Below are 18,843 nucleotides of genomic sequence, written 5' to 3' on the forward strand. Positions count from 1 at the left end.
GCTAAAGAAAAATAAAAAAACCTTTTTGCATTTGAGCAAAAAGGGAAGCAACATAATAGCTTTATCACCCAAAGCAAATGCTTTGCTGGTAGGAGCACCTTGCATGAAAAGCAGGTTGCTGTGAAGTCGTCGAGCCAGTACTCTCGTTCACTCTTGATAAATGAATATGAAATTGAATAGTTTCAATGTATTATATGATATTAATTCCGATTAAGTCAATAGGAATAATTATTTTTAATGATGGCGAAATGAGCAAGCGTCTAAAAATTAAAGCTAGGTGTTGAGATTAGTACGTTTTAAGCTGTTGATTGGAGTGCAAGACGAAGACTCCGGCGGGATTAGCGGGATAGGGGACCCCCCTCAGAAAGCGAGGAGAGGTTGGGCGGATGTTCAATTAAGTTCGGCACTTCCTCGAAAAATGCCAGTCATTTTTCTTCGTGTGATGTGTCGCTGTCGAAGAATTCCTTGTCCTGTGCCAACATCGAAGGACCTCTCTTCGTGTGTGGCCCGCGGAAAGCGAAGACTTGCACGGAAATCAACAGCGGTGTTTAACAGAACAAAAAAAGTCGATGATCCTCGTGGAAATCCTGGGATAATCGACCTTTATGCTTCATCTGAAATTGTTTTTCTGTTTTCGTTTTTGTCTTTCGGGTCCTTAAATCTGCCAAAGCATATAAACCCCGATGCATTTCCGGATTTTGTTTTCCTTCGCGGATCAACTTATCTCGTTTTTTTCGCGCATTGCTTTTCGCCATGATAGCACTCTCCTTGTTATTCTTTGTACAACATGATGATAGAGTTATTTCTAGTTTTTGTAAAGGGATTTTCGCCTATTTGTCGAAATGGATATTGGAAAGGTGGTACTTATATGAGCGACAAAATCCAACAGGACATATTAAATGAATTGAAATCAATCAATAGCAGACTTGAAGCGTTAGAAAAAGAGTCATATCATCATCAAAACGAATCCTTTACTTCAGGATTTTTCGATGCATTGAAATCATTGGCATTTGGAGCATTTGTTGTTGGCCCAGCCATAGCAATCGTGATGGGCCTTGGGGTACTCTTTGTGCATTTCCTTAACCATATTATCTGAATTCGCCAATGTTGATCTAATAAAAATTCAATACTGGCTTGCCAACAAAGAGAATAGGGGGGAGAGCTATTCTCCCTGAAAGCTTGGATCGCATGCGGTTCGACATTAAGAAATATCAACCTTCCAGTTGTTTTTTCAACTTTCGATAATCAGATTTGACAGAAGATGAAACCATAAGCTTCAGAAGTGGTTCAGAAATCCGAAAAAATCTGCGTGCATCGCCTTGAACGATTGCAAAAACTCTTGTACCAGAAGAAGATGGTTCTACATATCGAGTGACTTGGATCGGAAATGAACTGGAGATGCTTTCAATTTTTATTTTTTGATCCTCCATAAATTCAGTGACCTTAAAAGTGGTGATGATCCGTTTCCCGAGAAACTTTGCAGTCTGTTCATAGGTCGACCCTATCTCAATCGGTCCAGGAGTTGTAAATTTAGCCTTAACCATGCCTCCCTGCCATTTCGGGTTGTTCTCAAAGTTAGCGATATAGCGGAATACCTCGTGTGGAGGCCGCTCTATATAATTGTTGACCTCGATTTTGATCATCTTGTTTTCCCCTCTTCGACAAACTCTTTTAAGAAAGTACCCAGCAATTCCTTCCATCCTTCTTCATGGGCTTGATGCCATTCAGGATCCAATAATCCGGAAGCTTGATGAGAAAGCTTAAGGAGTGTTAAGTTTCCATATGTTTCTAGTCTATAGCCATAGGCGCTTATAACAGCTCCTTGCATACCCAATAATCCCTCAAGTCTGATTTCATTATTAGGGTCAAAATAGGTGATAGTTCCCCACAGGGCTGCATTTCCACCCTTTCCTTTTTCAATGAATTTTCCCCCTGCTTTTGGATCGATTGACAAATTGGATTCAGCGCCGCACAGTCTATAGGCCCACCATTTATCAATATGCCGGGTCAATGAATCAAAAACAATGTCCTTAGGTGCATTGATTTCAACCTCTTGTTCAATTTGAAATGTTCCGTGCTTCAATCCTGTACTTTCGTTCATATCCATCATACTCCCTTCCAAAGTGTCTTTTAATGTCAACAGTGACAATGCATTTTTTCCTTGGTATTGACTGACCCATCTCTCATATAACGCTTGAAGGGGGACGGCATTCAAATAATTCAATCTTGTCCGGCCTTTGCGTCGAATGAGCAATAGTTTAGCCTCTTCCAATATGGACAGATGTTTCATGACAGCATACCTAGAGACTTCTGGAAAGTGATCGGTTAATTCACCAGTCGTCTTTGGACCGTCTTTTAATAAATCGAGAATTTGTCTCCTAGTTTCATGGCTGAGCGCCTTGAAAACATCATCCAGACCATTGTTAAACATTCACATCATCCTTGCAAAACATGTTACGTATAGGTAACATGTTTGTTATGTGACTATATAGTAACATGATAAAAATAATTTGTACAACATAAAAAACTGCCACGTTGATATGTGATGACACACGTCAAGGGCAGTTGAAAAAATGGTTTATCTTCCTATGGTAAAATAGAAAACCGCGATCAATCCGTAAAAAGAAAGTACAGATAGTATCGTCAACATCCAAAGATGAGAATCCTTCACCACTTCCACCTCCTATATCATTTCTTAATGGAAGTAGAGTAGATGAAGTACGCCGATTGATAGATGACAGGCAATAATTTTTCCTTTTGTTTAATTAAGCTGGTCGTCGAATGCAAAAATAGTTTTATGGATGGGCAAATGACCAGACTAATCAAAATGAATGATAAAAATGAAATGGGTGTATAGAATAATTTTACCTTTGGAGTGTGATCGATGGCGATAGTATAGGCAGAATCATTTAATTCTTGAATAGTCAGGGGCTGTCCTGAGTTTTTGCCATGAATGAAAGGGTATATTGTAAGGGTCTGAAGCAAAAGGATGGAAATGAAAAACCATTGGAGCTTTTTATAGACGGCCATGGAATTATTTCCTTTCAAAAATATTAATCTTATCATAATCGAGCCGCCTGGATTTGTATAGAACAAATTACAGCGATCTAGATTTCTATTGAGTAGAGTTGCTTTTTTTTAGTATAATACGTTTATATTTGCATATAAAACTAATAAAAATGAAGTAAAGGGGAAACTATGAAAGAGTTTATCTTATCTGTTTTAAATACCTTGTCGGATCTTGGTTACTTCGGAATCGCGCTGGGTTTGATGATTGAAGTCATTCCGAGTGAGTTCGTCTTGGGATACGGCGGTTATCTCATTTCCATTGAGAAAATCAATTTTATTGGAGCTGTCATCGCGGGCACCATCGGAGGCACGATTGCACAATTGTTCCTATATTGGCTCGGATCATATGGAGGAAGACCTTTTTTGGAGAAATACGGAAAATTTCTTTTGATCAATAAACATCATATTGATGTATCAGAGAATTGGTTTGAAAAATATGGGCCGGGTGTCATTTTCAGCGCACGATTCATTCCAGTTGTTAGACATGCCATTTCCATACCGGCAGGAATTGCCAAGATGTCCTTTCGGAAGTTTACATTATATACAGTTGCTGCCATCATTCCATGGACGATATTTTTCTTGTATTTAGGAATGGTCCTTGGGGACAATTGGATGCAAATCAAAGAAAAGGCTCATCCGTATGTGCTGCCTTCCATCATTGTGGCATTGATTATCGGCATCATTTATTTTTCCGTTAAGGGAATGCAAAAGAAAAATAGATAATTGCCTGAAAAGATTGTCCTGTTTGTGCATTGCACGCTAAAAAGGGACAATCTTTTTTAGTTTGAAACAGCGAAGTGTAAAGTTCGTTTTTTTCTGATAAAAAGGGAGAGTGCAAAATTGACGGCTAAATTGCCTTATATACAGATCATTATCGGCGCATCTTTGTGGGGGATCATCGGGATATTTGTGAATAATCTTTATACATATGGATATACACCTATGCAAGTGGTGGCAATTAGGGTGTCAGCAGCTGCACTCATACTTGTCGGGTTCGCGTTATTCAAAAATCATCGCATTCCAAAGATTTCCCTTTCCGATGTCAAATATTTTGTCGGGACAGGGATCCTTAGCATCGTATTTTTTAATTGGTGCCTTTTTTTCACCATAAAGGAATCAGGCTTGACGGTTGCAGCCGTACTTTTATACACAGCGCCTGCATTTGTTATGCTGTTATCAGCGATTCTATTTCAAGAGAGGATAACTCCTTCCAAGATGATTGCACTCCTTACATCTATTATGGGATGTTCATTTGTCGTTGGATTGCTGCCCGGCTTTGACGCAGATATTACGATGGTCGGCTTTCTTTCAGGCATAGGGGCGGGGGTAGGGTATGCTCTATATAGCATTTTCGGAAAATTCGCCCTTCTGAAGTACGATTCATTTACAGTAACCTTCTACACATTTCTTTTCGCGGCCGTTTTCATGCTTCCAATCAGCAAGCTATGGGAAAAAGGAGATGTGCTCACCAATCCCGGGGCTGTTATTAATATTTGTTGTCTTGGACTCCTGTCTACAGTCCTGGCATATATTTTCTATACAAAAGGACTTGAGACGGTGGAATCAAGCAGGGCGTCAATTATGGCAACAATTGAACCAGTCATTGCTGTATTGGCGGGTGTTATCTTTTTTAAAGAAACGCTCACAATTTGGCAAACTGCAGGAGTATTTTTGATTATTTTCTCTGTTATCATCATTCAGGATAAAAAGGAAATAGAGGAATTAAGAGAGAGTCAATTTCATTCGTAAGGGGCCGCAGGAATCATCTGCGGTCTCTTTTCTTTTGGATCTATTCGTCAAAGGCGAATACAAATTTCTATTCCACTAGTGAAAATAATTCTCAATTATAGTTGACAATGATTCTCAATGAATCCATAATAGTAAGTGCGATTGAGAATCATTATCAAATGATGCTTCGTGATTGCGAAGGGAGGTAACTTCGATCATGAAAGATAAAATCCTGATTATCCTATGCACTTTGTTATTGTCCGCAAGTGTCTTGTTTCTGCCGGGAGGAGCTGCAGCAGCGGATAAAGGAAATGGTTTTTCTACATATTCACAAATATTGATGACAGATGCTGGAAAGAAAGATAACGAAAAGCTTCAAGAAGACTTTCGAATGTTGAAGGACAGCTGGAACAAACAAAAACTTGAAGTTAAAAATGAATCGAAATATGCATACACGATGCTCCAGTCTGGGATCGCATCCATTTCTCTCGCATTGATCGATGGGAATCACAAAAAGATAAAACGGGCAGTACGCCAATTTAACATTCTCGTAAAGGCGTATGATAGTGGTGATTTGAATGAACCTGGTCAAAATATAAAAAAGATAGATTTAGAGAGTTATCTGTCCCTGATCAAGAAAACTCAAACGGCACTCGAACATCATGATTATGTGTCGATCTCCTATGTGCAGCAGCTTCAGGAAAACTGGCTGAGTGTTGAAGGGAATGTGGTGAGCCAATCCAAAAAAGCTTATAACGATTCTGAAAAAAGGCTATTGATTATACGTTCGTATGTTGAAAAAAAAGATTACAAAAAAGCAAGCGATGTATTAGATCAAATGTCTAGAGATCTTGCGCCTTTAGCAGAACATACATATGGCATTTGGGATGCAGCGATGATACCGATTAGAGAAGGTCTGGAAGCTCTCCTTGTGATTGGTGCCTTATTGGCTATAACAGGCAGGTCGAAATCCAAGAAGGATACTCACTGGGTATTGGGCGGTGCTGCAGCAGGGCTTCTTGCCAGTGGAATCATCGGCATCATTGTCGGTTATGTATTATCATCCTCAGCATTTGGGAAGAACAATTTTCTCCTGAATGGCATATCAGGTGTACTGGCAAGTCTGATGCTTCTATATGTTACATATTGGCTCCATCGAAATTCAAATATTCAAAAGTGGAACGCATATATCAAAGGAAAAACAAAGGACGCACTAAATGGCGGAAGGAAGATGGCATTTTTCTTCATATCCTTTTTAGCGATATTGAGAGAGGGGGCTGAAACGGTCATTTTCTTGATCGGGATGATCCAGAAGATGAGTGTGCAGGACCTGTTAACGGGAATTGGAATCGGCCTTGCAATATTGTTGGTGGTTGGGACTGCCATCATTAAATGTGGTGTCAATATTCCGATTAAACCATTTTTCTTGGTTTCTAGCATCATTGTATTTTATTTATCGATAAAATTTCTTGGGACGGGAATTCATAGTCTGCAATTATCAGGATACATTCCGGTCAATACAGTGGATTATCTAATCGGGATCGATTGGCTTGGCATTTATCCAAGCTGGTACAGCAGCATCCCGCAATTAATCATGATTGTTTTCATCCTGGTGATGATCATGATCAAAAAAGGTGGCCAAAAGAAATAATAGAAAAGGAGTCTATTCATTATGAAAATTAATAAAGTGCTATCAACGGCATTCTGCCTATCCTTACTAACCGTTTCAGTATTGGGGGGATGTTCGGAGCAAAAGGAAAGTCAACCTGCTTCTGTACATCAAGAGAGCAAATCCGATGATTTGAAGAAGCAAACAAAAGAATTAAAAGATCAGCTGACAAAACTGGAGCAGTCGGTTAAAGATGAACATGTAAATGATGTGAAAAAACAAGGAAAAGCGATGAACAATCAATGGCTTTCCTTTGAAAATGAAGTAAGAAATCAATATCCCCTTCTTTATACCGATGTTGAAAAATACCTTCAGCCAATTTATATAGAGGCAACAAAAGATTCTGTTGATTTAGAAAAGGTAAAAGCTAATCTGAAACCATTGAAAAAGGCTTTGTCTAATTTGGAAAATGCGAAGGAAAATGCCGTGAAAGCTTCAACGGCTTTGGATCAAGCGGTAAAGGATTACAAAGCATATGTCCTTGATCAAACTTCGAAACTGACGGTCGCGACAAAGGAATTCACGGATGCCGTAAGAGCCAAGGATTTAACAGCTGCTAAGACTGCCTATGTATATGCCCGAGTATATTATGAACGAATCGAACCGATTGCAGAGAGTTTTGGTGACTTGGATCCGAAAATCGACGCTCGCGAAGGTGATGTCGATCAAGCTGATTGGTCAGGTTTCCATCGGCTGGAAAAAGCGATTTGGGAACGTGGAAACTTGGAAGGTACCGCTGAATATGCCGACCAGCTTGATAAAGATGTGAATGAGCTGCATGACAAAATGAAATCTGTGGAATTGAATCCTACACAAGTCGTCGCTGGATCCATGGAGCTTCTAAATGAAGCAGCCATTTCTAAAGTTACTGGTGAAGAGGAGAGATATTCACATATCGATTTAGTCGATCTTGCTGCCAATGTCGAGGGTTCCAAAGCCGTGTATCATGCCATACTCCCAGCACTGACAGCCCCAAATTCCGATCTTGCCGATAAACTCGACGAACAATTCACCAAAATGGAGAATGCTCTAAGAAACTATCAAAAAAATGATCGATACATGGCATATAATGAGCTTTCCAAAGATCAAGTGAGGGGATTGAGCCAGGAGTTGAATGTATTGTCCGAACTTATGGCACAAACGGCTGAAGTATTTCAATAAATAAGGAGTGCAAGTTTATGAACAAAGAGGCTGCAACAGAAAAAAACAAAATTTCAAGAAGGGAACTTTTGAAGTTATCTGCATTTGCAGGGGCCGGAATTGCGGTGGGAGCAAGTGGCCTTGGAACTTTTTCAATGTTTGCCGATCAACTATTCGGCAAAACGCAAAATGCCTCTGCGAATGAGATGACCGTACCCTTCTATGGAGCACACCAAGCGGGTATCATTCATCCTCAGCAAACTTATTCATATACCGCATCCTTCAATTTATTGACTGAAAGCAAGTCTGATGTAATCAAGCTTTTTAAAAAATGGACAGAAATGGCCGAGACATTTTCGAAGGGGAATTCTTATGCAAAAGGCTTCTCCAATGACTGGCTGCCTCCAAAAGATACAGGGGAAGCCAATGATCTATCTGCTGCACACTTAACAGTAACGTTCGGTTTTGGCCCGGGATTTTTTCAAAAGAATGGTCTCAGCCGATATGGCATTGGCCACTTGAAGCCTAAGCATTTAAAAAGCATTCCATCCATGCCTGGTGATGATTTTGAAGATGGCTTTACCGGCGGGGATGTTTGCATCCAAATTTGTGCCAGCATTCAGCAAGTGGCTTTTCATGCATTGCGAAACTTCATCAAGAATTCGATCGGAACGGCAGAAGTAAATTGGATGCAGGCAGGATTTTTGAATGCGTCAGAAGGAAAAACCGGCCGTAATCTATTCGGCTTCAAGGATGGTACGGCGAATTTATCTCCTAAGGATAAACCTAAACAAAACAAAATCATTTGGGCGGATGAAAAGGAGCCCTCATGGATGATTGGGGGAACCTATATGGCTGTCCGAAAAATAAGGATGTTCCTAGAAGTGTGGGACCGGTCTTCATTAAAGGACCAGGAAGACACATTCGGCAGGAAAAAAGACAGTGGTGCACCATTTGGGCAAATCCATGAAAAAGATCCTGTCTTGTTGAACAAAATGCCTGTCGATTCCCATGTTCGCCTGGCGAAGAGCACCAAACAGGAAATTTTCAGAAGGGCTTATTCCTATACAGATGGGGTCGACCCCAAAACGGGATCCATTAATGCCGGCCTTTTCTTCGTCAGCTTCCAGCAAAACCCGGATAAACAGTTCATCCCCATGCTGAAGCTGATGAGTCAAAAAGATAAATTGAACGAGTATACAAAGCATGTTGGAAGTGCGATGTTTGCCTGCCCCGGAGGCATAAAAAAGGGGGGGTACGTCGGGCAGCGCCTTTTGGAAGGGACGCTGTTCTAAATGCGAAGGCCTTAAAACGTTTCGTTTAAGGCCTTTTTTCCATTCCGTTTTTTCTTCACCCATAAGGTCATGGCCAATATAGCTGGAATCCCAAATTGAAGGGGTATATGAATGTATATGGGAACGATCGATAGCCCGATAAAGTTATGCTCGGGAAGATTGCGTGCGATCATAAAAGTTAAGAAGAAAATGACTAGAGAATATAAGTGGATGGATTGTTTAAGCATCGGTTTCTTAAACATCATGGATGTGCTTTTTGCCGCAGCAAAGGTGAATATGGCGATTTTAATGAATCCCACACATAAAAAGGCGATGACCGATAGGAATTCTACGTGCTGGATGATATTGAAAAAATTGATCATTTCGATTGCCTTGACGAGTGGATAGGTATAGACGGCTGCCATTTTTTGGCCGAGCATCGCAATGATGATTTCACTGAGGATAATGATTGTCCCGCCAGCCAGCAATACGGCAAGCACCCCTTTTGAATAAAGGCTTCTCGGCTTATTTAAATAAGGGAATACCCAAAGGAAGACAACCAATTCGCCATATGGGAATGTGATCTTAGCTGGAATGGATTGTAATAAGTGAGTATACCATTCATTAGGGAAATAGGGTCTTAAATTCATGTATGAAATTTGTGACGAAGAAACACTGAATATGATGACAAAGAACATTAATCCGAACGTAATGAAGATCAAGACTTCCGATGATCGAGCGATTGTTTCGATTCCTTTGATGCACGCATACCAGACAAGGAAAACCAAAGTAAAGCTGATCACCCAATAAGGAATATTATAGAAAAGGGTTTGGCTGATGAAATAAGTGAAGTCCTTCACCACCCTGCTGGCAATATAAACAAAATAAAGGGAATAAACAATGTTTATTGTGTTCCCCAACCATTTTCCGAAACCCTGGCAAAGCAGGCTGGACATATCCAGCGATTGATGGTTTACGCTTAAATACGTATAGCCGTAATAAATTGCGATTCCAATCATCATTGTAACCAAAATTATCAGCCACGCAAGGCCTTCATTCTCAGTGCCCAAGCCGGCCACAAGGGTGCTTCCGAGGAGAAACAGCACCATCATGGAAAAAACTTGGAAAATGGTTATGGTTTTATCATTCATGGTTTTCACCCTGCTTTATTCTAGTTTATAGGAATCACCGGCATCGGTCAGATTGACATGGACATTTACATAAACTCGGGCTTCGGGGTAGATTTCATTCCAATGTTTTTTTGCTTTTACCCATTGTGAAGGTTCATGAATATAAAGAGCTTTTCCGAAACCAATAAAATCACTTTTTTCCTCTTGGCTTTTCTTGATGAGTTTCTTGACGTTTTTCTTTATTGAGGCTGAAAACATTCCATTGTACTTTTCAATTGTTTCACCTGAAAATGACTGATGGCAGTTGCTGTCCAAGATTTGTCCTTTAATCGAAATGTTTGCCGAGAGAACTGGCTTTCCATTTTTCATGGAAGCATTTAATTTAGTCTTTGACTGGTTGATGAACATGTTGACAAAGCCCTCTCCATCATTGCATTTTGATTCATAGCTGGAACTATTCAATTTATTTTCCAGAAGGACGAGCATCTTACTTTCAGAAGGAGATAACATCCCTTTCAGTTTTGTGCCTTTAAAATAAGCCATGCCTCGGATCTCGTACAATGATGGAGGTTCAAAAGATTCCACATTGGACTGTTCGGTACCCTCGTTGGGGTCTCCATTTATGGTCATATATGGAATGGCCAATTCACGTTTCTTGTCCAACAGATCATTTTGAATGCTGTTTGGGTGGACGATATAAATATCTCCCTCGATATCCTGCTCTGTTTCAAGCATTTGAAGAAGCCGATCTGCATTGATGCTTTGAACAGGGGTGAAGGTCCTTAATATTACATTTGCTTTTACGTCTTTGGTAATGACGATCGAAAGCAAGGAGGATATATTTTTTTCCCGTATCAAGAGATGGATGATTTCTGGAAGTTTGTTTTTTTTCACCGCTTCATCCTGAATGATGATCAACTTTGTATCATCAAAAAAAAGTCGACGTGAACAGATCCGTTTAATCTTTCTTATTCCATCTAGAATGGTTTTTCCGGATTCATGGTAAACAGTCGTCGGCAACGAACCTGTATTGGTTTTTCCATTTAGAGCAGGCGAAATCACCTGAAGTGTCACATTATATTGATCTCCATCAAGGTCGATGCCAATGCCGGAAACGATGCCAATCTTTTTAATTGGTGCTCCATTGAGCGTTTTCCCTAAAGAGATGGTAATCACGATGCAGAGCAATGAAAGCCATGTATACCTTATAATCCTTTTTTTAAAGCCAGTTCCGTTACTTTTCATTCATCGGATCTTCCTTCGTATATTTTTTCTTATTATCTATGATTTGTTCCATTGGGACCCGGAGTAATGTATCTTTTTGATCGGCCAAATTAAACGGTGCCATCGGGGATAAATAAGGGACTCCAAAAGACCTCAATGAAACAAGGTGAACGACTAAGAAGATACATTGGATGATGACACCGTATAAACCTAAAAACGCAGCAACGGCTATGAATGAAAAAGACAATGCATTGGCCACTCTTCTTAAGGAATTGATCGGGACGATGCTTCTCATGATGAAGGAGGCACTTAAAACAACCAAAGTCTGAGGCTGGACTAGCTGTGCTTCCACTGCTGCCTGGCCAAGCAAAATAGCCGAAAAAACCGATACAGTGAAGACCACACCTTGCGGCAGCCGTAATGAACTTTCTGTAATGAATAAAATCAGGATCGAAAATATTAATACTTCTACCAATGTCGGAAACGGCACCAATTCCCTTTGAGCCATCATGCTCACCAATAAACTAGTCGGTAGCAGTCCAGGCTGAGCTACCACAAAGGCAATATATAGACCCGGTAGAATAATGGAAAGGAAAAATGAAAAAAATCGTAATACTCTCCTTAGTAAGATGGATTTTGTCGTTGTATAATAATCATCCGGTGATTGGATTAGTTGCATGAGCACGGTTGGCAGGGTAATCACGAATGGCGTGCCATCCACAATGATGGCAATCTTCCCGCCGATGATTTCAGCGCAAACGACATCAGGCCTGTCGGTTGAGAGTGTCAAAGGAAAGATGGATTTTGATTCACTTGTCAGCGTTTCCTCGAGATAATTGGAATCGAGGATCATCGGGATATTGATTTTTTTTAATCTGTTTTTGACTTCCTTCACGATTTCCTCATCAGCAATACCTTCGACGTAAATGAGAGAGATTTCCGTATCCATTGTCTCGTTGAATCGCTTCGTTTCAATTTTTAGCTTTGGGGATTTAATGGTTTTCCTGATCAGGCCAATATTGGATTGCAGTGATTCATTAAAGCCTACATTCGGACCTTTAAGGGTACGTTGTGCTTTTGGCTCCTCAAGGCTTTTTTCCGGCCAGCGTGATGTTCCTGTTGAAAGGGCAGTTGAAAAACCTTCGAAGAAAATGATCGTTTTCCCATCTAAAAGATCCTCGCAGATGACATTAATATTGGAAATAGATTTGACTGATTTAATCTTTAAAATACTTGTTTCAATTTGTACTAAATAATGGTCTTTAGTGTCCTTTTTTTGTATCGAGATTGTTAAGAGAGGATCGATGATTAACTGCTCAATCCTTACAGAATCGACAATTTCATCAATGAACATCAGGGCAAACGGAATGGAATCAGCGGTAACTCCTTTCCGTACATGTATATCTGAGCTATTGCATAGTGTTTTCTTTATGTTGTCTAGGTTTATGTCAATGTGGTTTTGAATCATTTCATGCTCACTGATATTTTTCATCGTTCTCAACTCGCTTATTCTTTATTAATCAGGCTCTTTCGATTAATATCCTGTGGAAGCTGCTCCATCCATCCCCTTTTGATCATCAAGCTCATTCCTTCCTTGCCGTAAGCCATGACTTCGCTCATTAATAACAAATAGTGCGCCGTTAGATCTTTTCTTGTAGAAACAGATATGGCATAGCCGATTAAATATACCCCTGTCCCTGTCGTAGTGGCGATGATGAAGGACATCAATCGTTCTGAAAAAGGCGCTGTCATGGAAGCAGTGACCTCCATGCTGATGGGGAGGGTGCCGAATGCTTCTTCTTTCCTCAAAATTCCATTGAATGCATCAATCTGTTTTTCTGCCAGCTTTTTGCCCTTAAGGAAAAAGCTCTTTACTTCCTGGTCTTTCGTAACTTGGATTAAACCGACCAATAAAATAAGGCCGATATAATTCCTTTCGATAATATAAAAAATCTCGCCAAGTTCTGCCGAATTCAGCGCTCTTTTTTCTCCAAATAAGGTTTCAAGTAGGGATTCCTGCTTTTTCATCATGATGACTTCATCAGGATATGTCATTTTGGGCGGCCGATCGTATATTCCTTTAGACAGCATTAGATTGAGTGATTTGACAAAGGTAGCTGTCGATGATTGCAAATATGACTGAAACAGTTTGACTACATCCGAACGGGCCACTTTTGTCAACGTCGTTCCGTAAAAATTGACGGTCATTTGATTCAACCGATAGACAAAGCTCAACGAGAATAGATCTGAATATAACCGAGGCGCGTTCAAATCCACATCATTATTTGAAAAACCTTTCGGCACGGGGAAGCTTTCTTCTTCGAATAATGCTTTGATTTCCTGGACACTTCTCTTGGCATTAGAAAGCGATTCTTCAACAATCGGTTTTATTTCTTCATCCTCCATATGCTGGAGGAAGTGCTGAAAAAAACAGATCATCGCACTATTCTGCATATATGTACCCCATAATCCCGTCACTTCAGGGCTGGTCAATCCAATATGTTCAGTCATCGATCATTCACCTCAAAAGAACATGTTTTCTATAGGGTTACCGAGAGGATAGTATTTATCCAAATTTGTCATATTAGAGCATTTTGAAATCAGTCTACTGTATCGGCCTATTTTTTTAAAAAAGGGATGATTTGTCCACTCCATATCCTCCACACTCACATAGGGTATAGTATCTAAAAATAAGGAGGGGAAATAATGTCGGAGCAAAATCGTAGAAGAAGAAGAGTAATTAATGCGGATCAAGTCATCATTCGCGCTAATAGAGTAATAGTGGTCGATGAACATAATTGGAACAATAATGTGATGTCTGCGCAAGACTCAGCGGATGATCGAGCAGTGGCAGCTGCACAGGCAGAAGCTGCAGCACGGGCTGCGCTAGAACGGGAAGAAGCGGAACGGGCAGCAGCTGAAGCAGAGCGAAATAAAAATCGTCATCACCGAAGAAGAAATGGCTTTTCTTGGATTTAATTGTAAGTGAATTTCCACAGCCCAAAAATTGGACAGGTATTGATCATCATGAAGGTCAATGCCTATTTTTTTTGGGCTTAAGGAAAAAGGAGAAGCATAGGATGAATTTAAAAGAGTATTTCGAATGGGCCTATTTGCAAATATTGTTTGGTTTTTTTCGATTTTTTTCTTCCTTTGATGATGATTGGAGCGGATGGTGCAAGACTCCGGAGAGACCAACGGGTCAGGTGTGGCCCATCGGAAAGCGAGCATCCTGGCGTGGAAAATAATCAACCTTCGATGAATTACAATACACTTTAAGAAAAGCTGTTTTCTCAAATAATGTTATCATTATGTGTTGCGATCAACAGCGCTTTCTAGGAAAATTGTGAAAAGAAGGATTTAGAATTTATTGCAAAGGGGAATGAACGATGAATACATACAAATCAAGAAATGAAGTGCCATCAGAAGAAAAATGGAATCTTGAAGATATATACAAAGATGTTGATGCTTGGAACAGAGACTATGAAACTGTCATAACAATGACGGGGCAACTAAAAGACTTTGATGGGAAAATCATTGACGGGCAATCCCTTTTCAAATACTTAAAGCTTGGAGAGGAAATGGGATATATTTATAAAAAGCTGTACGTCTATGCCATGCTGCAGGTGGATTTGGATACGCGTGTATCTTCCTCACACGCTCTACTGGACAGAGCAAGCCAATTGGGCCAAAAAATTAGTGGCGCCACTGCTTTTTTTATGCCTTTCTTATTGAGCCTTCCTGAACATAAGTTGGAAGAGTACATCCAGGAAGTGGAAGGGCTGGAATACTTCAAGGAAGACTTGTATGAAACATACAGGTATAAAAAGCATGTATTGAGCAAAGAGAAGGAAGAGGTCCTATCACAAATGGGCGAAGCTTTGGCTGCTCCGAAAAACATCTTTGGGATGATTAATAATGCAGACATCAAATTTGGAGAAGTGACCAAGGATGACGGAGAGAAGATAGAATTGACAAGGGGCATGTATGCCAAACTGATCGAGGATGAAGACCGCGGGAAAAGAAAAGAAGCATATAAAGCTTACTACAAACCGTATTTGGAGTCCAAAAATACCATTGCCGCGACCCTCACTGCAGCAGTGAAAAATAATGTGCTGATGGCTGGAATGCGCAATTATCCTTCTGCATTGGAAAAATCGCTGTTCGGGGATATGGTCCCGAAAGAAGTATATGAAAATTTAATTGCAGCAACAAAAGATAACCTTGACACGATGAAAGCCTATAATCGACTTAGAAAAAAGACGCTCGGTGTTGAGGAACTGCGTGCGTATGACTTAAGTGTCCCGTTGGTTCAAGGGGTAAGGCAGAATATTTCTTACGATGAAGCTTTTGCGATCATGCTGAAGAGCCTTGAGCCCCTAGGGGAAGAATATGTGAAAACATTGGCTGGATTTAAGGAAAAATGCTTCATTGATGTGCGCGAAACCCCGGGGAAGCGCTCTGGAGCCTATAACCTCGGGCTTTATGGAGTCCATCCATTCATCTTGTTGAATCACCACGATGATCTTGACAGCCTATTTACACTGACACATGAATGCGGACATGGCATGCATTCATACTATAGTTCAAAATATCAGCCGCAGATCAGCGCCGGTTATTCCATCTTCGTTGCTGAAGTTGCATCAACCGTCAATGAAGTCCTGCTCATCCGCTATTTATTAAAAACAACAGAAGATGAAAATTTACGAAAGCACCTTATAAATCATTTTATTGACAGCTTCAAAGGGACTTTCTTTACACAGGTCATGTTTTCCGAATTTGAAAAAGTAATTCATGAAAAAACAGAAGGGGGCGAACCTCTTAACACCGAGGTCTTCAATACCATTTATGAAGATATATATCGCCAATATCAAGGTGAGGATCTCGTCTTTGACGAGGAAGTAAAATTCGGCTGGTCACGCATTCCTCATTTCTACCGTCCATTTTATGTGTATAAATACGCGACAGGATATGCATCCGCGATTCATATCGCCGATAAGATTCTGGAAGGGGACCATGGAGTGAAAGAGAATTACTTGAATTTCCTGAAAAGCGGGAGCTCTGACTACCCTCTGGAACTGCTCAAAGGGGTCGGGGTGGACTTAACGAAGCCGGAAACGATTCAGAATGCTCTACGGATTTTTGGAGAATTGGTGGAGGAATTAAGGGAACTATGATAAATTGATAGACAGAAATTTTTTTTGCTGAACATTTAGTCAAATTGAGATTCAGGTGGAAAATTAATGCTTAATGAAAAGAGACTGTGGCATCGAGCGGCAGTCTCTTTGTCTTATTTAAGCTGAATACAAGGCGTTTATCAATATTAGATTTCGTGTCTACTAACAGTAATTGATAAGAACCAAAGTTTATTATTTTTCTGGAATGGTATAGGTTGCTTGGAAGTTAAATGATCCTGTGTATTCTTGGCCAAATCCAAATACTGAAACTCTTGTAATGTCATCATAAACAAATGAGATGGAAGAATGGGCCAGCACTGTTCTCGTGACATTTCCAGAAGATCTCTCAAAAATTACATTGATGCCGTCCGAACTGAAATTTTCAATGCTTCCAGCGAGAACAACCGGAATATCATTGGATTCTACATCAAAGATAATATTGGCATTTTCGTTGGAAGAACCAGCAAATGGTACACAATTGGAAAAAGTGAGCGTTTTGAACATATCCATTTTTGGCCTTGGTGGACAGCATTCGCAATCGACCCATCCCAATGGTGCTGTGCAATGATTTTTACACATGCAATTCACCCCCTTTGTACTAAGTTATGCGGCAGTTGTTTTTACGCTTGGACACTGTGCTCCATTAGGGACATTGTCCAAAAAAATAATATCCCCTTGAGGGGGATATCTTTCAGTGAATCCGTATCGTACCACTTTGAGCGCCGACATTGATTTTGTACTTTCCAGATCCTTGTATGCCTTTTATTAGATTTTTGCTGCTTGTTTTTCTTTTAAGCGGCAAATCACAAGATATACGTCCGCTTCCCACTTTTCCCAAAAATGAAAAGTCCGCATTTTCGGGAAGGTAAAGATTAATGTTTCCAGAATTTGCATTGGTTTTGATGTTGCCTGTTAATTGATCAATTTGAGCATTAAAATTACCGGAAGAAAGAGATGAATCCAATCCCCCCACATAATGTTTGAGTACGAGGTTTCCAGAAGTCATCTGAAACCAGCCGTGATTGGTCGTCATTTTTTCAATGTTTACATTTCCAGATGAGCCTTCAAGATGAAAAGAGGCTGTTTGAATACTGCGAAGGTGAATATTTCCGGAACGGATGTTAAGTCGAAAATCTCTCAGCTTGAAGGATGGGGTTGAGGAATTGAATTCCAAATTGCCGGAGCCAAGGTCAACTGTTAAGTCTGATTGATATTCCTTAGGAATGTAAACCGTCAGTTCCTTTTTGTTGAATAAGGAAAACCCATTCCACCATTTTTGTTTGACAGTCACATTGACTGTATTGCCATTATTTTCGACTTTGACATTTCCATTTCCCTTCAAGGTTGCGCTCACTTTATCTCGATTTCCTGGAACAATGATGGTATTGACGCCTGAAACATTTAGGTGAACGAGATCGATACTGCTGATGGTGGCTGCCGCGGATTTTTCTTTGCCGAAAGGAAGCCATGAATAATGGTAGGGATTAACGATCACGATATAGCCGGCAATCACAATCAATAGAAATACAAAAAAGTTTTTCATATATATTCCTGCTTTCCGAGTGTTTTTTGACTACCTTTATTTTACTAAGACATTGGGAACCTAGGAATTGTTCGCTGGCTCTATTTTATTGTAGGTCTCGAGGCGTATCAGTTTTGGAATGCCGTGTACAGCTCAAAAGTTTTCTATAATTAGTATGTTTCCAGCGGGGCCCTGATGCATGTAGGGGAGGAGAGAGATGAGTCTGAAGGTAACCAGAACAGGGATCTGATGCCCGTCGGGGAGGGAAATGAGCACGGAAGGTAATCAGAACGAGGATCTGCTGCCCGTCGGGGAGAGAAATGAGTCCTGACGGTCACCAAAACGAGGATCTGCTGCCCGTTGGAGATCCAAATGGGTACTGGCGGTCATCAGAACAGAGATCTGAAGCCCGACGGAGAGCGAAAAGGGTCCTGACGGTCACCAGAACAGGGATCTGATGCCCGTCTGGGAGAGAAATGAGTACTGACGGTAACCAGAACGAGGACCTGCTGCCCGTTGGAGATCCAAATGGGTACTGGCGGTCATCAGAACAGAGATCTGATGCCCGTCGGGGAGCGAAATGAGCACGGAAGGTAATCAGAATGGGGATCTGATGCCCGTCGGGGAGGGAAATGAGCACGGAAGGTAATCAGAATGGAGATCTGATGCCCGTCGGGGAGAGAAATGAGTACTGGCGGTAACCAGAACGAGGACCTGATGCCCGACGGAGAGCGAAATGAGCACGGAAGGTAATCAGAATGGAGATCTGATGCCCGTCGGGGAGGGAAATGAGCACGGAAGGTAATCAGAATGGAGATCTGATGCCCGACGGAGAGCGAAATAGATACTGACGGTCACCAAAACGAGGATCTGCTGCCCGTTGGAAATCCAAATGGGTACTGGCGGTCAT

At 40.7% G+C, this 18,843-nt stretch carries 18 protein-coding genes and 1 riboswitch; of the genes, 8 read left to right on the forward strand and 10 right to left on the reverse strand.

Features of this window, described 5'->3' with window-relative positions; genetic code table 11:
* Nucleotides 1-58: 58 nt before the first annotated feature.
* Nucleotides 59-163, reverse strand: a riboswitch (SAM riboswitch).
* A 385-nt stretch (nucleotides 164-548) separates the two neighbouring features.
* On the reverse strand, nucleotides 549-755 hold the full coding sequence (locus D9X91_RS10960; protein WP_121680656.1) for a uracil phosphoribosyltransferase: 207 nt from the start codon (nucleotides 753-755) through the stop codon (nucleotides 549-551).
* 113 nt (nucleotides 756-868) lie between these two features.
* Between D9X91_RS10960 and D9X91_RS10965 the strand changes: the two genes are divergently transcribed.
* Complete coding sequence (locus D9X91_RS10965; RefSeq protein WP_121680657.1) at nucleotides 869-1,096, forward strand: hypothetical protein; 228 nt, start codon at nucleotides 869-871, stop codon at nucleotides 1,094-1,096.
* Nucleotides 1,097-1,211: 115 nt separating this feature from the next.
* Here D9X91_RS10965 and D9X91_RS10970 read toward each other — a convergent pair whose 3' ends face one another.
* The 3 genes from D9X91_RS10970 to D9X91_RS10980 all read right to left on the reverse strand — a co-directional run bounded on the left by D9X91_RS10970 (nucleotide 1,212) and on the right by D9X91_RS10980 (nucleotide 3,066).
* Entirely contained in the window at nucleotides 1,212-1,643 is a 432-nt protein-coding gene (locus D9X91_RS10970; protein ID WP_158598294.1) for an SRPBCC family protein, read from the reverse strand.
* On the reverse strand, nucleotides 1,640-2,431 hold the full coding sequence (locus tag D9X91_RS10975; protein ID WP_121680659.1) for a metalloregulator ArsR/SmtB family transcription factor: 792 nt from the start codon (nucleotides 2,429-2,431) through the stop codon (nucleotides 1,640-1,642). The genes D9X91_RS10970 and D9X91_RS10975 overlap by 4 nt, the downstream gene beginning before the upstream one ends.
* Before the next feature lie 257 nt (nucleotides 2,432-2,688).
* Nucleotides 2,689-3,066: a hypothetical protein gene (locus D9X91_RS10980; protein WP_121680660.1), complete on the reverse strand. Its 378-nt coding sequence runs from the start codon at nucleotides 3,064-3,066 to the stop codon at nucleotides 2,689-2,691.
* 132 nt (nucleotides 3,067-3,198) lie between these two features.
* Between D9X91_RS10980 and D9X91_RS10985 the strand changes: the two genes are divergently transcribed.
* From D9X91_RS10985 to efeB, 5 genes are all read left to right on the forward strand, one after another.
* Nucleotides 3,199-3,792: a DedA family protein gene (locus D9X91_RS10985; protein ID WP_121680661.1), complete on the forward strand. Its 594-nt coding sequence runs from the start codon at nucleotides 3,199-3,201 to the stop codon at nucleotides 3,790-3,792.
* A gap of 117 nt (nucleotides 3,793-3,909) precedes the next feature.
* Nucleotides 3,910-4,818 (forward strand): DMT family transporter, encoded by a 909-nt coding sequence (locus tag D9X91_RS10990; RefSeq protein ID WP_121680662.1) that lies wholly within the window; start codon nucleotides 3,910-3,912, stop codon nucleotides 4,816-4,818.
* Nucleotides 4,819-5,014: 196 nt separating this feature from the next.
* Entirely contained in the window at nucleotides 5,015-6,448 is a 1,434-nt protein-coding gene (locus tag D9X91_RS10995; RefSeq protein ID WP_121680663.1) for an FTR1 family iron permease, read from the forward strand.
* A gap of 21 nt (nucleotides 6,449-6,469) precedes the next feature.
* Nucleotides 6,470-7,627 (forward strand): iron uptake system protein EfeO, encoded by a 1,158-nt coding sequence (efeO, locus tag D9X91_RS11000; protein ID WP_121680664.1) that lies wholly within the window; start codon nucleotides 6,470-6,472, stop codon nucleotides 7,625-7,627.
* Nucleotides 7,628-7,644: 17 nt separating this feature from the next.
* A complete protein-coding gene (gene efeB / locus D9X91_RS11005) occupies nucleotides 7,645-8,901 on the forward strand; it encodes an iron uptake transporter deferrochelatase/peroxidase subunit (protein ID WP_121680665.1) in 1,257 nt (418 codons plus the stop codon).
* A gap of 11 nt (nucleotides 8,902-8,912) precedes the next feature.
* Here efeB and D9X91_RS11010 read toward each other — a convergent pair whose 3' ends face one another.
* From D9X91_RS11010 to D9X91_RS11025, 4 genes are read right to left on the reverse strand one after another with little or no spacing between them, the layout of a single operon-like run.
* Entirely contained in the window at nucleotides 8,913-10,031 is a 1,119-nt protein-coding gene (locus tag D9X91_RS11010) for a GerAB/ArcD/ProY family transporter (RefSeq protein ID WP_121680666.1), read from the reverse strand.
* 15 nt (nucleotides 10,032-10,046) lie between these two features.
* On the reverse strand, nucleotides 10,047-11,255 hold the full coding sequence (locus D9X91_RS11015; RefSeq protein WP_121680667.1) for a Ger(x)C family spore germination protein: 1,209 nt from the start codon (nucleotides 11,253-11,255) through the stop codon (nucleotides 10,047-10,049).
* A complete protein-coding gene (locus tag D9X91_RS11020) occupies nucleotides 11,245-12,726 on the reverse strand; it encodes a spore germination protein (RefSeq protein WP_121680668.1) in 1,482 nt (493 codons plus the stop codon). The genes D9X91_RS11015 and D9X91_RS11020 overlap by 11 nt, the downstream gene beginning before the upstream one ends.
* A 14-nt stretch (nucleotides 12,727-12,740) precedes the next feature.
* Nucleotides 12,741-13,745 (reverse strand): DUF3231 family protein, encoded by a 1,005-nt coding sequence (locus D9X91_RS11025; RefSeq protein ID WP_121680669.1) that lies wholly within the window; start codon nucleotides 13,743-13,745, stop codon nucleotides 12,741-12,743.
* Between the two features lie 195 nt (nucleotides 13,746-13,940).
* Here D9X91_RS11025 and D9X91_RS11030 point away from each other — a divergent pair, with 195 nt between their 5' ends.
* Both D9X91_RS11030 and pepF read left to right on the forward strand, forming a co-directional pair.
* Nucleotides 13,941-14,213, forward strand: a complete 273-nt coding sequence (locus tag D9X91_RS11030) for a hypothetical protein (RefSeq protein ID WP_121680670.1) — start codon at nucleotides 13,941-13,943, stop codon at nucleotides 14,211-14,213.
* A gap of 410 nt (nucleotides 14,214-14,623) precedes the next feature.
* Nucleotides 14,624-16,411 (forward strand): oligoendopeptidase F, encoded by a 1,788-nt coding sequence (pepF, locus tag D9X91_RS11040; protein ID WP_121680672.1) that lies wholly within the window; start codon nucleotides 14,624-14,626, stop codon nucleotides 16,409-16,411.
* 192 nt (nucleotides 16,412-16,603) lie between these two features.
* On the opposite strand, the gene D9X91_RS11045 is transcribed toward pepF, so the two are convergent.
* Together D9X91_RS11045 and D9X91_RS11050 are read right to left on the reverse strand one after the other, a co-directional pair.
* Entirely contained in the window at nucleotides 16,604-16,990 is a 387-nt protein-coding gene (locus D9X91_RS11045) for a hypothetical protein (protein ID WP_121680673.1), read from the reverse strand.
* Between the two features lie 112 nt (nucleotides 16,991-17,102).
* The gene (locus D9X91_RS11050; protein WP_121680674.1) at nucleotides 17,103-17,954 is read right to left on the reverse strand and encodes a DUF4097 family beta strand repeat-containing protein; all 852 of its coding nucleotides are present in this window, start codon (nucleotides 17,952-17,954) and stop codon (nucleotides 17,103-17,105) included.
* Nucleotides 17,955-18,843: the final 889 nt, after the last annotated feature.

The organism is Falsibacillus albus (assembly GCF_003668575.1).
Classification (GTDB): Bacteria; Bacillota; Bacilli; order Bacillales; family DSM-25281; genus Falsibacillus; species Falsibacillus albus.

Bases quoted from the DNA above. Each gene is read 5' to 3' on its own strand.
- D9X91_RS11025 (WP_121680669.1), bottom strand. From the start codon at position 13,745: ATGACTGAACATATTGGATTGACCAGCCCTGAAGTGACGGGATTATGG.
- pepF (WP_121680672.1), top strand. From the start codon at position 14,624: ATGAATACATACAAATCAAGAAATGAAGTGCCATCAGAAGAAAAATGG.
- D9X91_RS10970 (WP_158598294.1), bottom strand. From the start codon at position 1,643: ATGATCAAAATCGAGGTCAACAATTATATAGAGCGGCCTCCACACGAG.
- D9X91_RS10995 (WP_121680663.1), top strand. From the start codon at position 5,015: ATGAAAGATAAAATCCTGATTATCCTATGCACTTTGTTATTGTCCGCA.
- D9X91_RS11030 (WP_121680670.1), top strand. From the start codon at position 13,941: ATGTCGGAGCAAAATCGTAGAAGAAGAAGAGTAATTAATGCGGATCAA.
- D9X91_RS11050 (WP_121680674.1), bottom strand. From the start codon at position 17,954: ATGAAAAACTTTTTTGTATTTCTATTGATTGTGATTGCCGGCTATATC.
- D9X91_RS10980 (WP_121680660.1), bottom strand. From the start codon at position 3,066: ATGATAAGATTAATATTTTTGAAAGGAAATAATTCCATGGCCGTCTAT.
- D9X91_RS11020 (WP_121680668.1), bottom strand. From the start codon at position 12,726: ATGAAAAATATCAGTGAGCATGAAATGATTCAAAACCACATTGACATA.
- D9X91_RS11010 (WP_121680666.1), bottom strand. From the start codon at position 10,031: ATGAATGATAAAACCATAACCATTTTCCAAGTTTTTTCCATGATGGTG.
- D9X91_RS10960 (WP_121680656.1), bottom strand. From the start codon at position 755: ATGGCGAAAAGCAATGCGCGAAAAAAACGAGATAAGTTGATCCGCGAA.
- D9X91_RS11015 (WP_121680667.1), bottom strand. From the start codon at position 11,255: ATGAAAAGTAACGGAACTGGCTTTAAAAAAAGGATTATAAGGTATACA.
- efeO (WP_121680664.1), top strand. From the start codon at position 6,470: ATGAAAATTAATAAAGTGCTATCAACGGCATTCTGCCTATCCTTACTA.
- D9X91_RS11045 (WP_121680673.1), bottom strand. From the start codon at position 16,990: ATGTGTAAAAATCATTGCACAGCACCATTGGGATGGGTCGATTGCGAA.
- D9X91_RS10985 (WP_121680661.1), top strand. From the start codon at position 3,199: ATGAAAGAGTTTATCTTATCTGTTTTAAATACCTTGTCGGATCTTGGT.
- efeB (WP_121680665.1), top strand. From the start codon at position 7,645: ATGAACAAAGAGGCTGCAACAGAAAAAAACAAAATTTCAAGAAGGGAA.
- D9X91_RS10975 (WP_121680659.1), bottom strand. From the start codon at position 2,431: ATGTTTAACAATGGTCTGGATGATGTTTTCAAGGCGCTCAGCCATGAA.
- D9X91_RS10965 (WP_121680657.1), top strand. From the start codon at position 869: ATGAGCGACAAAATCCAACAGGACATATTAAATGAATTGAAATCAATC.